Here is a 16,117-nt window from a genome sequence, read left to right as displayed (position 1 = left end):
CCCCGATGAAGGCTCTTTTTATTTCACCCGAAAAGAAAAAGCTGCGAAATAAATAAAACAGAGTACTTGCGTAGCAACAGAAAGCAGCTAATTTAAGTCCTTAAATGGATGAACTCCTACCGCTGCCATGAAGCTCTCTTGTTTCCTGAACTTATGTAAAACAAGGATTTTGCCTGACCAGGCAAGCGCCCGACTAAATGGTGTATTTTTAAATGTTAACCGGTCAAATACGTTGAAGTCGCTTTTCCTGAAGCAGTTGATTAAAAATTCTTTTACTTTTCTTTGGAGCGGATTACTTTTAGTAAATTTTTTATTTACGGGCTGTTCTTCCGGTACTCCGGAAAAGATTAAGTTAATTAGCCAAAACCGCAAAGTAATGCTAGCCGCCCACCGGGGAGCTTCGGAAGTGGCACCGGAAAATACCTTGGCAGCCATTCAAAAAGCGTTAGATTCCCCTGCCGATTATATTGAAATTGATATTCACCAGACGCTCGATTCGCAGTTAATAGTAATGCATGATGCTACCCTGGACCGCACTACCAACGGCGAAGGCGAAATAGCAGCCAGGGCACTGGCACAAATAAAAACTTTAGATGCCGGTAGTTGGTTTAAACCAGAATTTAAGTACGAAAAAGTGCCCACCCTGGAAGAAGTTTTAAAACTGGTAAAAGGCCGCAAAAAACTATTAATTGAATTAAAAAAAGGCCATGATTTTTACCCGGGCATGGCTGACGAAACCATTGCCTTACTTCAAAAATATAATGCCCGTAATTGGTGCGTGCTACAATCCTTTCACGATGAGATACTTCAACAAATCTGGCAAAACGAATACAATGTGCCTACGCATAAATTAATAGTGGGTAAATTACCCATGCTACCCGTTTATTTTGATGTAAGTTTCCAATTCGGCACTTTTGACAAATATTATCGGGCATCGGCCATAAACGTACACCATTATTTTGCCACCCGCGGCTTTGTAAAACTGGTGCATAATGCAGGTTTCAAAACCTTCGCCTGGACAGCCGATGATCCCGCGGAAATTAATAGGCTTGTTGACCGGGGAGTAGACGGCATTATGAGCAATGCTGTAGCGACCTTGGTAGTACAGTAAATTTTTAATCTTTATTACTTAATTTTATTTCGGGCGTAAAGATTATGGAGCAGAGGTAGTTTACCCATAAGTTATTTTCAAACCAAACTTATTTATGCTGCACATCCTGAACGGCGACGGAACGGCCAACTCATTTAAAAAAGCAAACATCCCCGCTGATGATTACCTTATCTGGCGTGAGATTTTATTTGAAGGCCCTATTGTAGACCAAGGATCAGTTGTAGATTTCTGGCAAGCCCGGCAGCATTATATTTCCCAGACCTATCAGGAAGCGCCTACAGTTTATGTATTAAAAGTAACTACGGAGGTAAAACGCCTCGCCACCTACAACCAGCACGACGAAGTAGTACTGTGGTTTGAGCACGACTTACTTTGCCAGGTAAATTTATTGTACCTCCTGCACTGGTTTGCACAACAAAATGTAACAAATACAACTTTAAGCCTGGTTTGCATCGGTACCCATCCCGAAAAGCCGGACTTTAAAGGTTTGGGCGAACTATCTCCGGAACAATTAGCAGCTTTGTTTCCGCAACGGAAAATACTTACTCCCGCAGATTTAACTTTGGGAGATCGTGGTTGGAAAGCTTACGCGGCACCCACCCCCGAAGCTTTAATTCATTTTTTAGAGGAAGAAGATTTTACCAATTTACCTTTACTGCCAATTGCCCTACGCGCCCATCTCACACGTTTTCCGTCGGTACAAAATGGTTTAAACGCCATAGAGCAGTTATTACTGGAAATTATCGCCGAACTCCAACCCACAACTATCGAATTGTTCCAGAAATTTTGGCAACGTACCAGTTTATTTGGCCTCGGCGATGCTCAAATTATAAATTACCTGCAAGAATTGGAACAAGCAAATTTAATTAGAATGCAGGATACTATTTCCGTTACCGGCCTAGGACGCAAAACTTTACGGTTAGAATGCGACTACGTACAACTTCACCCAGTGAATCGCTGGTTAGGTGGCGTCCATTTACAACCCGGCGCGCCATATTGGCGTTGGGATCGAGCGAAAGAGCAAATTATAAAAATATAGTAAGTAGCCTTTAGCTTTTGTCACTTCCCCTATTTACCTAAGCGAATTTACCTTAATTTTCAATCAAAAGTTTTCTGGTGTGGTTTAGTAAACTTTCTAGATATTATACGCAATAGTAAGAAGTAGTTGCTATAGCGAACTTTGATGTTGTTCTTTGGAGCCGGTTCCCGTCTCCAGACGGCGGTGCTAACTTGTTTGATATTTCAAGTTTTGCCTCGTGGCCGGCGGGCCTCGTTTGGCTCTTCCGCCCTCGCTAGCCTTCCTTTCCTCGACTCCGTCTGCGGAATGCTTCGCACCAGAAGCCTAGCAGGTGCTCCACAGCCAAACTGGTGTCTTTATTCTTAGCTACTGTTTTTACTTTTTTAGTAGTATTAAAAGGTATGAAGCAGAATTCATTAGAATCTACTGAGAGGGGAAGCAGAACAGGAAGCTGGATTCCGGTAATTCTTGTCATAAGTAGCCGCCCATTAAAATCATTTTCCTTCTTAATTATTCAAGATGGGGAAGAAAAGCAGTAGCTACCAGCAAAGACACCAGTTTGGCTCTCTCGGGCCTTTTAGCGTTCCGGTGCTGCAAAGCAGCATGGCGCAACGCAGTGAGCCAAGGTTCGCTAAACCGCCCGAGAGAGCCAAACGAGGCCCGCCGGCCACGAGGCAAGCTGGTTACTTGTCAAATAAGTTAGCACAGTAAAATGGAGACGGGAACCGGCTCCAAAGAAAACGCTTACTAGCAAGCAAAATCTATAGTAGCTTTTTAATACGCTTCAATATTACTTCCTTCCAATTAGTAAGCTAAACTCCGCATTCATCTTACTAAAATTAAGAAAACAAAATAATTCATCGCCTAAATTATACCTATTCACATAAATTTTATTATTTTGTATAGTTTATTCATATTAATCATCCTTAAATACCCTTTCGCTATTATGAAAATCCTTTACTTAACCTGCATTGTTTCTGGTCTTTGCTTTATGCAACACCATGCAAATGCCCAGTTGCTGAATAAAGTACGTCAAAAATTGGAAAATGCGGCGGAGCAATCCGTTAACAAAGCACTAGGCACCGACAAAAATACCTCTCCTGCCCCTACTCCTTCTACTTCTTCGGGCAGCCGGGCTCGTAATAAGGGTGGAGCGGGTTTGGTTACTACTCCCCCCGATGTAAAAGAAAACCTTACCAATGCCGAAAGTAAATATAAGGCTGGTCAATACGGCCAAAGCCGCGCGGCCCTGCAACAAGCCATGTTAGGCGTTGAAATGGAAATCGGACAAAAAATATTAAAATCCTTACCAGAAGCTATTTCAGGCCTGAAGAAAAATGCGGAATCAGATCAGGTTACCAGCACGGGTTGGGGCTGGGCAGGGCTTACTATTCAACGCCAGTATACCGATAGCAACGAGAAAGAATTAACGGTTACGGTAGTTAATAATGCTGCCTTACTTTCTGCGGTAAACTTGTATTTAAGCAACGGCGGTTATAGCCAAACCACAGGTGGTAAACAAGACTGGAAACAAACAAAAGTAAAAGGAAACCGGGCCGTAATTGAGTACGACGAAAATTCGGGATATAAACTTACGGTGCCAGTGGGTCAATCGTCGGTATTAGTTTACGAAGGCGTTAACTTTAAAGACGAACCCGAATTAATGACGGCTGCTAACGCGGTAGACATTGCCGGTATTAAAAAAATGTTAGGTGAAAAATAGCCATCCTACATTCTTTTGTTTTAACCTTTCTAATTGATTTTACTATCATGAAAAAAATATTTAGCTTATTATTTTTAAGTGGCTTTACCTTCGTGGCTTTTGGCCAGGATTTTAATAAAAATTTAGCCGATGCCCGCACGGCCTATGCGGCCGGTAACTTAAGCAATTCACGTTTTGCTATGGAGCAAATGCTGCATACCCTGGATGCGGCCATTGGTAAAGATATTTTAAAGCTATTGCCTCCTAAAATGGATGCCCTAGCTGCCAATGTAAAAGCGGATAATACTACCGGCACAGGCACCAACAGCGGCTTGGGCCTTTATGTACAGCTTACCTACGGTACCGGAGCTAAAACCGCTACTATCGATATTATTAATAATTCCCCGTTAATTACTTCGTTAAATGCGTTACTTGCTTTGCCATTTGTAGGCCGGGGTGGCGATGGCAACCAAAAAGTAGTAAAAGTGCAAGGCTACAAAGCCGTTCTCTCTAGAACAGAGAATTCTGAAACTAAAAAGCTGGACTACGACCTGCAGGTTCCCATGCAAAACACCTTGGTTACTTTTAAAATGACTGAGGCGCAAGAAGCGGATGTACTCCGCTTAGCCAACACAATTCCACTGGAGAAAATTGCTAGCATGGCTCAATAATTAATAGCTTTTATTATTACTGCTCATTTTATTTGGGGAAGCTAAAACATCTTGGCTTCCCCATTTTTTTAGTCCACTTAAAAAGAATGCCGAAGAAAGTTTAAGTTTTTTGCACAAAAGCTGTTGGCTCCTTCTTTTTATTACTTCAGTATTATATTTAATTTTTCTATTGTTAAATTTTTGACCTTTACTATTTATTGCCTTAAAGCTATTTTTTAGCTTCTTGATATTTTCATTTAGGGAACACTTTGTCTTTAAGTAATACTTAGTTAACCTCTGTCTGAAGGAATCTCTTTTGAATTCCCTTTTTCGTTTTTATCTTTAAGAAACCAGAGTAGCCGGAAAGCCGGTAGCTGCACGTATATTTATGAAGATACTGGGCGTACGATTCCTCAACCTTAACTCCCTCAAAGGATTACACGAAATTAGATTTGATCAAAGCCCTTTGGCCGATGCGGGCTTGTTTGCTATTACCGGACCAACCGGCGCCGGCAAAACTACTTTATTAGATGCTATTACTGTTGGGCTTTTCGGGCGAGTCCACCGGCACGATCGCGATGCATTTGAAATAATGACCCGCCACACAGGTGAATCTTTTTCGGAAGTAGAATTTGAGGTAAAAGATAAAAAGTACCGGTCTAAATGGTCGATCTATCGGAGCCGCAAAAAAACCGACGGGAAACTGCAGCCTATCCACATGGAATTGCTTACCCTTCCGGACCAAAAATTAATGGATTTAAAACCTAGCGAAGTTCCGGTTAAAGTAGCCGAAATAAGTGGTTTGGATTACAGCCAGTTCTTACGGTCGGTAATACTTTCGCAAGGCGATTTTACGCGTTTTTTAAAAGCCAGCGAAAGCGAGCGCAGCGATTTACTCGAAAAAATTACGGATACGGGCATTTACTCCCGCATCTCGGTATGGGCTTACCGCCAGGCAGATAAAGAAAAGAAAACGCTGGAGTTTTTACGGGCAAAACTCGATAATTCTGAATTACTAACAGAAGAACAAGTAGCCACTTTTCAGGCGCAAGTTGCCGATTTGCAAAGCCAAATTCAGGGGCAGCAAAAAATTAAACAAGACCGGGAACAACAGGCAAACTGGTTAATGCGCCTGGAGCAATTGCAACAGAAAAAAACCGGCTTAGCCGCCGAATTGCAAGTATTAACCGCCCGTTTCGAAGCACAGCAATCAGAATTTATAAAGTTACAGCAGCACCAACGCGCCTTACAATTTAAACCAGCTTTAGTCGAAATAAGGTCGTCGCAAAATCAGGCACAACAGTTAGACCAGAATTTATTGCACATTGCGCGTTTACTGCCCAATTACGAGCAACAAACCCAGGAAGCAGAGCAACGTTTAGCCTTGTCCAGACAGCAGGTTTTACAAGCGCAGCAAGAACTCGAAGCGGCGGAGCCCATTTTTCACGAAGTTACCCGCCAGGATTCTATTATTGCCCGGGACAAAGAACACTTTTTAAAAAACCGGCAAAATTATATTCAAGCCGGGGAAGAACTGGAAAAGCTAAAACAACTTTTAATAGCTAAGCAAACCACCCTGCAGCAAATTCAGCTTCAATTAGAGCAAACTCAAAATTGGCTTCAGCAAAATCAACCAGCCCAATTCCTGGACAGGGAAATTATTACGTACCAGCAAGGAGTAAAAGACTTGCGCGATATTCACCGGAAGTTAAAAGAAGCTTTACAGGAGTATACCGAACAAGAAGCTGCGCAAAAATCGGCCAGCCAAATAATTCAGCACCAAAAACAGCAACTAGAACAAGACCAAAATAACGCATTAACTATTTCAGCGCAAATAACGCTTTTGCAACAAACCAGCCAGAATCTGCTAGCCGGTAAGTCTTTTGCTGAATTAGAAAATACTTGCAACGAGTTACCCGCCCGAATTCGTTTACTGGAACAACAAAGCCAATTGGCGCAGCAATACCAGCAAATTACCAACAAACTGGAAATCTTAAAGCAAAGTATTCAGGTAAATAAAACGGAACAGCAGCAAGCAAATCAGGCGACTAATGAGTTAATTACTAAAAAACAGCACGCCACCGAAACGTTGCAACATTTGCAGCAAATTGTAGATTTACAACGCCAGATTCAGAAGTACGAAGCCGACCGGGAATTACTACAACCGCATCAGCCTTGCCCGCTTTGCGGCTCTGAGCATCATCCCTTCGTACTAAACCAATACCACAGCAACGTTACCGAAGCCGAGCAAAAATGCCATACGCAACAACAAGTAGTAGCAGAATTAATTGATCAGCAAACAATACTGGCTTTACACTTAAGCTCTTTACAAGCTTTGCTAGTAAACGAGCAAAAACAAGTAATAGACCTGCAAACCGAGCAGACTCAGATAGTTAGTAAATTCAAAGTAAATCAGGAACAGATACCCGATGAATTGGTGATTTACTCTGAAGTTGCCATTCTGGATTTATTGCTTCGTTACCAAAGCCTTTACCAGGAGAAAAAAGAACTGCTTACCAAACTCCGGCAAAACGAAGAAGAATACCGCCGTCTGGAGAAAATACAGCAGGAACAAAAAGAAATAACATTACGGCGGGAACACGAAATTATCCGGGCCCAGGAAAAAGAAGAACAGGCCGTTCGGCAAATGCAATACCTTCAAACGGACCTTACGGATTTAAAAGAACAACAACTCGTTGTTTCCGAACAAATTCAGTCGTTTTTGCTGCGTTTTAATATCACGTTTACGCTGGATAAAAGTCAGGAGATAGAAGCGAAATTACAACAACTCGCCAAAGCGTTCGCGGGGCAAACCGAACAAGTACAAAAACTAAATTTAACTCTAAAACAAACGGAAACCGAGCAAGCTAACCTGCAAGAAAATATTACCGAAAAGGGCAATCTGCTTCAACAAAATAAAATACAGCTTCAAAAAGATCAGGCACATTTACAACAACTCCTTCATACCCGACAGCAATTATTTGGCACTAAAATGCCTCAAACCGAACGCGAACGTTTAAAAACTACTTTACACCAGCAAACTCAGTTATTAGAAAACTTACACAATTCTTTCCTGCAAAAGCAAGAGCAAATGCGGCTGGCACAAAGTCGGCAACAACAATGGCAAACCGAGTTAACGCGGGTGCAAGCACAAGTAACTACCTTAACTACCGAGCTGCACCACTCGGTACAAGCGCATAATATTGATTCGGTAGAAACACTGGTGCAATTATTTTTAACCGACGACGAAGCGCACCGGATTGAGCTGTTGCAAAAACAAGCCGAACGCGCTTTAGCTGAAAACCAAAAATTGTACGCCGATACCGAACAGGAATTGAATCAGGAACAGACCCGGCAACTTACTAATAGCTCTCTGATAGATTTACAAACGGAAATAGAAAACCTGAATACCAGCATAGCCCGTTTACACCAGCAAATAGGATCGCTGCAAAGGCAATTGGAACAAGATGCTGAGGTAAAAGCCAAGTACCACGAAACGGCAGCACAAGTAGATATTCAGCAAAAAGAATTTTTACGCTGGGATAAAATGGCATCTCTTATTGGCTCCGCCGATGGTAAAAAGTTTAGTAAATTTGCCCAGGGACTTACCTTAGCCCATTTAACCGAACTTGCTAACCGACATTTAGTAAAATTAAACGAACGGTACCGTATTTTTAAAACTCCTACTCAGGATTTAGAATTACAAATTATTGATACGTACCAGGCCGATGCCGTGCGCTCTATGAATACTTTATCGGGCGGCGAAAGTTTTCTGGTAAGTTTAGCATTAGCCTTGGGGTTATCGGATTTGGCGGGCCGTAAAGCGCAAATTAATTCATTGTTTATCGACGAAGGTTTTGGCACCCTGGATACTGACACTTTGGATATTGCCATAAGTGCCCTCGAAAACTTACAGGCCGGAGGCAAATTAATCGGGGTTATATCGCACGTAGAAGCTTTAAAAGAACGAATCAGTACCCAAATACAAGTAAACAAGCAAGCAAGTGGCCAAAGCTTTATAAAAATAGTAGGTTACGAAACCGAAGCTTACGCGTAAATTATAGCATAGTACTGAATTTTATAGTATTTTTTACTTTCTAAACTCTTTTAAACGTATGCGCCCACGTTCCTTTCATCCAACTATAATTTATTTGCTGTTTTGGTGTTTACTTTGGTCTTGCCGGCAACACCAAACCGAAACAGTTGCTGAAAAAAGTACCAGTTCTGCTACTGGCTACAAGGTAATTGCCATAAAAGACGGCGATACTATTGAGCTTTTAAAAGATGGAAAGCCTGTACGCGTGCGGTTACTCGGGGTAGATGCTCCCGAAAAGAATCAGGATTATGGTACCATAGCCCGGCAGTTTACTTCTGATTTGTGCTTCGGTAAAATGGTAAACTTAGTAGTGGATGGCAACGACCGTTATGGCCGAACAGTGGGTACTATTATTTTACCGGATGGCCGCACCTTAAACAATGAGCTGGTGCGAAATGGGTACGCCTGGCATTATAAAGCTTATTCCCGCGACAAAACCTTGGCCCAATTAGAAATAGAAGCACGGCAGAACCACCGGGGCTTATGGGAGAAACGCAACCCTGTTGCGCCCTGGGAATTCCGTAAAAGTCGTCGGACTTCAAACAACTCCGATAAAACAGTTGCGCAAAACATCCCTCGTCCTTCAGATGCTGCCCGCAAGGTATATATCTGTGCCAGCGAAGGCGCTACTACTTACCACCTAAGCAAAACGTGCAGTGTACTAAAGCGCTGCAAAGCCGGCATTGAAACCGTTACCCGTGGTACAGCTGTTATGAACCGGCAACGTACAGCTTGTAAGATTTGTGCCAAGCCTGCTTAAATTAAACAGATACATTTTTGCTCCTGGCGTGTTTTATGGTAAGCTTCAGTAGGAATTGATGCGTTTAAATTTCTACTGATTTCTTTAGTTACTACTTTACTAAAACCAAGAAATAACAAGCTTATTAAAATATCGAAATATAATTATTCACACACTAGCAAAAAAGTAAATTCTCCGCGCTATATTATTAATTATAGCTTTGCCTGCTGGTTCATCTTTCCTAAATTCTTCTCTCCTGCTTTTAATTATTTTTACTATTCTTAAGGATTTGCCTTTTTGGTTTACTTAAAACTTACAAGGTCGGCTTTTAAGAAGGTGCGAAAGAAATTCTTTGCTAATTACTTTTTTAATAAAAGTTCCCTCCTTTTAATAAACTTAACTTTCCTTATACTGGATACGGAACCTTTTTTGTAATTTTATCGCTAAATAAATATTAATTTCTGGTAATAATTAAATTATCCTATAATTAATTTATTCCCCGACCGCCACAACTTGCAGGTACGCGTATAAGCTAGGTTAGAAATAAGCTTCGTTTTTAAAACCTGTACTTTCCTTTTATCGAGCTTATAGCTAGATATTTATCTTGATTTAAATAAATGCTATAAAATTACGTGCCTCATTTATGAATTTAACTTTTCCGCGCTCCAATCCTTGGTATTTGTTGTTATGGTTTATTATTTTTTCAGGAAGTAGCTTTTACCCTCCCCAAATATTAGCTCAAACGAAACAGTGGGATAAAACCTTCGGAGGATTTAAAAATTATTACGAAGATTATTGGGGAACATCTTCCTTTGAAACAATGGTGCGCACCCAAGATGGCGGTTATTTGCTCGCAGGCAATTCTGACTCGGATATTTATCAAGATAAAACTGCTGAAAGAAAAGGAGGTAATGATTTCTGGTTGATTAAAATTAGCGAGAACGGCACTAAAATCTGGGATAAGTCGTACGGCGGCTACAGCAACGACGGCTTGGAAACAATAGTGGCCGCTCCGGGTGGTGGTTATTTGTTAGGAGGATTCTCCTACTCTTATGCGGGTGCCGATAAAAGCCAGGATAGCCAAGGTGGCTCGGATTACTGGATTGTAAAAATTGACGAAAAAGGTAATAAGGTTTGGGATAAGACATTTGGCGGCCTTGACGAAGATGTATTAAAGGCCATTGTTCCTACCTCCGACGGTGGTTATATATTAGGCGGCTATTCTCGTTCGGGCAAGAGCGGTGATAAAAGCGAACCAAGTCGCGACAACTCCGAAAACTACTTAGATATTTCTGATTTCTGGCTGGTTAAAATAAATAGCCTGGGCGCTAAGGTGTGGGATAAAACGATTGGCGGCAATGGCAGAGATAATTTTACGTCTATACTGGCTACTACCGATGGCGGCTATTTGCTGGGGGGGGCTTCTTCTTCGATAGTAAGCGGCGAAAAAAGCCAGACTTTCCGGGGCTCTTTTTCAAACGACGATTACTGGGTAGTAAAGACCGATGGCAAAGGCACAAAATTATGGGATAAAACCTTTGGCGGGTATAACACAGATGTTCTGCAAAGTTTAGTAAATACTAGTGATGGCAGCTATCTGTTAGGAGGCACTTCCGATTCGGACATAACCGCTGATAAAACCGCCGGCAATAAAGGCTTTACTGATTATTGGATAGTAAAAATTAACGCGAGTGGTGGAAAAGTTTGGGATAAAACGTTCGGCGGTCGTAGCACGGATAACTTAACTACTCTTATTTCAGCTAATGGTGCGTATGTATTAGGTGGCTCTTCTGCTTCAGGAATTGGATTAGATAAAACCGAAGCTAATCGGGGTGATGATGATTATTGGTTGGTTAAGATTGGGGAAAACGGGGGTAAAATATGGGATAAAACCTTTGGTGGAACTACGGGCGATGGTGGCGTTTTTGGTACCAGTTACGGTGATTTTCTGAGCGCCATTACTACTACTACAGATGGCGGCTACTTAATAGGAGGCACTTCCGACTCTAATGCTGGTTCTGATAAAAGTGAAGACAGCAAAGGATTTACCGATTTCTGGATAATAAAAGTAAAAGAAGAAGTACAACAGGCAACGCTCACCTGGGGCAATGCCTTCGGGGGTTCTGAGGCGGATGGCCTTACGAGTGGCGTTAACACCACGGATGGTGGTTACTTACTCGGCGGGCATTCCCTTTCCCCGAATAGTGGCGACAAAACCCAAAATGGTTGGGGCGGAAATGATTTCTGGGTTGTAAAGTCTGATGCAAGCGGCCGTAAAATTTGGGATAAACGCTATGGCGGCACTAATCATGATTATCTCAACCAGGTTATTACTACCCTGGATGGTGGTTATTTATTAGGCGGTTCTTCCTTATCTAACAGCGGCGGCGATAAAGGGCAGAATAGTAGAGGCGGCCAGGATTACTGGATTGTTAAAATTAGTAATACCGGCACTAAACAATGGGAGCGCCGTTTTGGTGGTACCGGCACCGACGATTTACGAAAAGTAATACAACTTTCTACGGGCGAATACTTGTTAGCTGGTTTTAGCGATTCGCCGGTAGGGGGCGATAAAAGCCAGGCCAGCCAGGGAGGCCGGGATTATTGGATAGTAAAAATTAGCGCTGGTGGTACTAAAATTTGGGATAAACGTTACGGCGGCAACTTAAACGATAATTTAGAAAGTTTCGTCCAAACGGCAGATGGCGGCTTTTTACTGGCTGGTACTTCTAACTCTGTAGTGAGCGGCGATAAAACCCAGGCCAGCCGGGGAAATAATGATTATTGGGTCGTTCGGATTGATAACAAAGGGCAAAAGCTGTGGGATAAACGCTTTGGGGGTAGCGGCGACGACCAATTATTTGGGGCTGGCCGAACAGTAGCGGGCGATTTTTACCTGGCAGGCTTTAGTAGTTCTGGCATAAGCGGCGATAAAAGTGAAAGCAACCGGGGAGGCAAAGACTTCTGGATGCTTAAAATTACGGCTAATGGTGTTAAGTTGTGGGATAAGCGCTTTGGCGGCAGCAGCGACGATGAACTACGAGCTATTATCTCTACTTCGGATGGCGGTTTTTTATTAGGAGGCCGATCTTTGTCGGGAATTAGTGGCGACAAAAGCCAGAATAGCCAGGGAAGCAGTGATTATTGGATAGTAAAAACTTCCAACAGTGGTACTAAATTGTGGGATAAACGCTATGGCGGCAGCGCGGCCGAAGATTTACGAACTATTTTAACTACTCCGGCAGGCGGCTATTTGATAGCCGGCCGTTCCGATTCGGGGATTAGCGGCGATAAAAGCCAGCCTAGTCAAGGCGGAACCGATTATTGGTTGGTAAGCCTTTCATACAGCGGCGAATTGCCCGCTCGTAGACGTACTTTAGAAGCACAAGCCACAATTGCGTCCCGAATAGCTACTTCTGTTACAGAAACAGCATCTGACCAATTAAAGTTAAAGGCGTATCCTAACCCGTTTGCGGAAAAGATTGTTATTTCCTTTACTTTACCTGAATCACAGGAAGTTAGCTTAAAAGTATACGATAATAAGGGGCAAGCTATCGGTACTTTGTTCCAGGGGCAGATAAAAGCCAATCAACTGTATACCCGCGAATGGCAGCCTCATTCAACCGTAGCACCCGGCGTTTATTTCATTCAATTAAATGCCCGCCAGCCGCAGCAGCAAAAAGTTATTTTAACCCGCTAATAAAGAGTAATAATGTAAGCGAGGCTATTGTAAATTCTTTTTTATTTTTTCTATTGTAGCTTAATCAAAAGTTAATCATGAAAGCATTCTGGAATAATCAGGTAATAGCCGAAAGCAACGATACTATTATCGTTGAAAATAATCATTATTTCCCGCGTGAATCGGTGAAAGCGGAATATTTAGTTTCTTCGGACACGCATACTTTCTGCCCCTGGAAAGGCCAAGCCTCTTACTATACCTTAGAAGTAGACGGACAACGCAATGCAGATGCAGCCTGGTACTATCCTTCGCCGAAACCAGCCGCTCAAAATATTAAAAACTACATTGCTTTCTGGAAAGGCGTACAAGTAAGGTAAAATCCGGTAAAGCTTAAGCTTAGTAAACCAAGAGTAACTATGCGTAAGTGAGTTTTTTGTTTGTAGTAGTATTTAAGATTAGAATCAACTTCAAAGTTTTATCTGGGCAGTGTTATTTTCTAAATCTCAGCAACCCTCCTGCCTGAAAGAGGTAAGCTATTGGCTGCCACACTGGGAATTTTTAGGTTTAATAAAGCAAACTACAATTCAGGGGAAAATTCGGTTTTGCAAACTTCCTCCTTAATACTCTTATCTCTTTATTTTATTTATCGCCACAAGTGAAAAAGTAAATTATTCCCTCATTCCTATCTTAAAAGCTATTTAGCCTTTTTAAATTTATTTCATTATAGCACCTTTATAGTTTTTACCAGAAGTATTTGGGGAGGTATCTGGTAAGGGTGGTGAAGACACCACCAAGGGCGACGTAGACGTATCTTGACCTTATTTCAAATACTACACAGCTTCTTATACCAGGTAGAATTTACTAATTACTTAATGCAATTGGGTATTAGTAAAAGTCAGAATTAGGATATAGTGGAGAAATCTTATTGATCGAGTCGTTCATCCGGAAACTAGTTAGCTACGTAGCTAACTAGTTTCCGGATGAACGACTCGCCTATTGTAACTTATACCCAATCGCTAAACCGCATTTCAGATAAAGCTTCGTGCAAGTAAGCGTCCTAATTTCTTTTGATTACCTATCAAACCAAGCAAGTACTACTGGGCAATATTTAATAAAGTGAATTTTATTGTTTTCAGAATAATAATTTATTTTTTCAGGATAGTTTAAACTGATACAAACAAAAAAGAGGGCAGAACAAGTGTTCCGCCCTCTTTTTATTATTAAATCCTAGTATTCAGATAATTTTACTATTGACCTGGAGTTGTACCCGGTGTAGTAGTACCTCCAGGGGTAGTAGTTCCACCTGGTGTGGTAGTACCGCCTGGTGTTGTACTACCTGGCGTAGTTCCGCCCGGAGTAGTTCCATCTGGTGTGGTGCCACTTGGCATAGAAGCTGGATCATCAACCATCAAGTCGTCGGTTACTACCAATTGAATTTCAGCGCGGCGGTTTTGAGCCATACCATCTGGAGTATCGTTGGTAGCCATTGGCCGAGATTCACCTAATGCTTCAGTAGTTACACGAGCTTTCGCTATACGACCTTTAGCAGTTAAGTAACGAGATACGGCATCTGCACGACGTTGAGATAAAGCCATGTTATACTCATCGGTACCACGGGCATCGGCGTGTCCTTCAATTTTGATAGTAAATTCTGGGTTAATCTTCATGAACCGAACGATATCGTCCAGAGTTCTGAAAGATATTCTTTTCAGAACAGCTTTGTTAGTTTCGAAGCGGATGTAAGTGGTATCTTTTACAGAACCTCTGTTTTTACCTCTTGGTAAAACTTTACGTGGGCAACCACCATTTTCAGCTGTACCAGCTACAGTTGGGCATTTATCATCGGCATCATTTACACCGTCACCATCTGAATCAAGTGGGCAACCTTTAGCATCTACCTGAGTTCCGGCTGGAGTATTTGGACACTGGTCTGCGTTATCTGCTACACCATCACTATCAGCATCTGGGCAACCATTAAGCGCAGGAGTACCAGGTTGATCTGGGCACTGGTCTTGCGCATCGGCTACACCATCATTATCTCTATCTGGGCAACCATTCAGAGCGGCAACACCGGCTACATCTGGGCAGTTATCCTGGTAATCAGCTACACCGTCTTTATCAGTATCAACTGGGCAACCATTTTCGTCAACTTTTACCCCAGTTGGTGTATCTGGGCATTTATCTTTTCTGTCAGGCACACCGTCCATATCGGTGTCTTTGGCTTTACCTAAATTAAAGGTTAAACCAGCAGTGTGTTGTAAAAATCTGTCATGTAAATCAGCATCTGGTCCTCTCCAACCATCTAATTGATCCGTGAATAAATATTGCTGACCAGTTTGTAAAGTTAAGGCTACTGTTTCGCCAAAACGAATATTAACACCTACAGCACCCATTACTAAGTCGTTCGCGTAAGAACCATCGTTAATGTAAGTGCCGCTGCTGCTTGGCCACATACCATAACCACCCCGACCTTCGGTTTTAGCAAATGCACCACCGTAACCGGCTAATAAATAAGGGTCAAAACGAGCACCTTCTTTAATCAGAGATCCTAATTTTAATTTAAAGGCACCCACAACAGTTGTCATATGACCATCGAAGTAATAATTCAAAGGTCCGCCTGCTACGTAAGGTCCACCACCGTTCACGTTGTTATTGTAATCAATACGAGAGCGGTTCGCTTGAACAGTAAAGTCTAAAGCGCGGTTTAGGTAACGAGAAAACGTTAAACCGTAACCTACTCTACCTTCCTGGCTGTCATAAAATTCAGAGCCATTATCGCCGCGGTACTGAACCACGTTGGCATGAGCCCCAATAGCCCACTTTTTGTCTGCAGTTTGTGCATTTGTAGTAGTAGCTATCAGCCCGCAAAGACCTAATGCTACTACTGCTGCTCGTTTAAAAATTCGTTTCATAGTATTATTTTAGTGTAGTGTAATATTAGATTTTGAATATATACCTGTTTAGTGAAAAAATGTTGCCTGTTTTGTGCTTTTTTCCGTATTTTTTAATTTTCAGCTTCCCATTCAACGTTTGTATTGTATTGAAAATCAGTAATTAAGCGTATTTATTTACTAAATATATGCTTTCTATTAATTTAGGCAATTGCTATCATTACCTTATTT

10 protein-coding genes are annotated in these 16,117 nt (G+C 41.9%); 8 read left to right on the top strand and 2 right to left on the bottom strand.

The features are described 5' to 3' along the window. Positions 1–127 precede the first annotated feature (127 nt). Entirely contained in the window at positions 128–1,111 is a 984-nt protein-coding gene (locus HUW48_RS03960; protein WP_182414437.1) for a glycerophosphodiester phosphodiesterase, read from the top strand. A 94-nt stretch (positions 1,112–1,205) separates the two neighbouring features. Continuing rightward, positions 1,206–2,150: a DUF1835 domain-containing protein gene (locus HUW48_RS03955; RefSeq protein WP_182414436.1), complete on the top strand. Its 945-nt coding sequence runs from the start codon at positions 1,206–1,208 to the stop codon at positions 2,148–2,150. A gap of 518 nt (positions 2,151–2,668) precedes the next feature. Here HUW48_RS03955 and HUW48_RS27185 read toward each other — a convergent pair. Continuing rightward, complete coding sequence (locus HUW48_RS27185) at positions 2,669–2,800, bottom strand: hypothetical protein (protein ID WP_262891489.1); 132 nt, start codon at positions 2,798–2,800, stop codon at positions 2,669–2,671. 275 nt (positions 2,801–3,075) lie between these two features. Between HUW48_RS27185 and HUW48_RS03950 the strand changes: the two genes are divergently transcribed. From HUW48_RS03950 to HUW48_RS03925, 6 genes are all read left to right on the top strand, one after another. Continuing rightward, on the top strand, positions 3,076–3,852 hold the full coding sequence (locus tag HUW48_RS03950) for a hypothetical protein (RefSeq protein WP_182414435.1): 777 nt from the start codon (positions 3,076–3,078) through the stop codon (positions 3,850–3,852). A gap of 47 nt (positions 3,853–3,899) precedes the next feature. After that, a complete protein-coding gene (locus tag HUW48_RS03945) occupies positions 3,900–4,502 on the top strand; it encodes a hypothetical protein (protein WP_182414434.1) in 603 nt (200 codons plus the stop codon). A gap of 367 nt (positions 4,503–4,869) precedes the next feature. Beyond that, a complete protein-coding gene (locus HUW48_RS03940; RefSeq protein ID WP_182414433.1) occupies positions 4,870–8,538 on the top strand; it encodes an SbcC/MukB-like Walker B domain-containing protein in 3,669 nt (1,222 codons plus the stop codon). 58 nt (positions 8,539–8,596) lie between these two features. Next, on the top strand, positions 8,597–9,337 hold the full coding sequence (locus HUW48_RS03935; protein WP_182414432.1) for a thermonuclease family protein: 741 nt from the start codon (positions 8,597–8,599) through the stop codon (positions 9,335–9,337). Between the two features lie 622 nt (positions 9,338–9,959). Then, complete coding sequence (locus HUW48_RS03930; RefSeq protein ID WP_182414431.1) at positions 9,960–13,016, top strand: T9SS type A sorting domain-containing protein; 3,057 nt, start codon at positions 9,960–9,962, stop codon at positions 13,014–13,016. 77 nt (positions 13,017–13,093) lie between these two features. Next, positions 13,094–13,372 carry a DUF427 domain-containing protein gene (locus HUW48_RS03925; protein ID WP_182414430.1) on the top strand — a complete coding sequence of 93 codons (279 nt, stop codon included), beginning with the start codon at positions 13,094–13,096 and terminating at the stop codon, positions 13,370–13,372. A gap of 870 nt (positions 13,373–14,242) precedes the next feature. Here the strand turns inward: HUW48_RS03925 and HUW48_RS27425 are convergent. Further along, the gene (locus tag HUW48_RS27425; protein ID WP_182414429.1) at positions 14,243–15,907 is read right to left on the bottom strand and encodes an OmpA family protein; all 1,665 of its coding nucleotides are present in this window, start codon (positions 15,905–15,907) and stop codon (positions 14,243–14,245) included. Positions 15,908–16,117: the final 210 nt, after the last annotated feature.

Origin of the sequence: Adhaeribacter radiodurans (genome assembly GCF_014075995.1) — a bacterium.
GTDB lineage: Bacteria > Bacteroidota > Bacteroidia > Cytophagales > Hymenobacteraceae > Adhaeribacter > Adhaeribacter radiodurans.
The sequence above is the reverse complement of the archived record's forward strand: the minus strand, read 5'-3'. Positions and strand labels throughout refer to the sequence as shown.

Bases quoted from the DNA above. Each gene is read 5' to 3' on its own strand.
- HUW48_RS03960 (WP_182414437.1), top strand. From the start codon at position 128: ATGAAGCTCTCTTGTTTCCTGAACTTATGTAAAACAAGGATTTTGCCT.
- HUW48_RS03955 (WP_182414436.1), top strand. From the start codon at position 1,206: ATGCTGCACATCCTGAACGGCGACGGAACGGCCAACTCATTTAAAAAA.
- HUW48_RS03950 (WP_182414435.1), top strand. From the start codon at position 3,076: ATGAAAATCCTTTACTTAACCTGCATTGTTTCTGGTCTTTGCTTTATG.
- HUW48_RS03945 (WP_182414434.1), top strand. From the start codon at position 3,900: ATGAAAAAAATATTTAGCTTATTATTTTTAAGTGGCTTTACCTTCGTG.
- HUW48_RS03940 (WP_182414433.1), top strand. From the start codon at position 4,870: ATGAAGATACTGGGCGTACGATTCCTCAACCTTAACTCCCTCAAAGGA.
- HUW48_RS03935 (WP_182414432.1), top strand. From the start codon at position 8,597: ATGCGCCCACGTTCCTTTCATCCAACTATAATTTATTTGCTGTTTTGG.
- HUW48_RS03930 (WP_182414431.1), top strand. From the start codon at position 9,960: ATGAATTTAACTTTTCCGCGCTCCAATCCTTGGTATTTGTTGTTATGG.
- HUW48_RS03925 (WP_182414430.1), top strand. From the start codon at position 13,094: ATGAAAGCATTCTGGAATAATCAGGTAATAGCCGAAAGCAACGATACT.
- HUW48_RS27425 (WP_182414429.1), bottom strand. From the start codon at position 15,907: ATGAAACGAATTTTTAAACGAGCAGCAGTAGTAGCATTAGGTCTTTGC.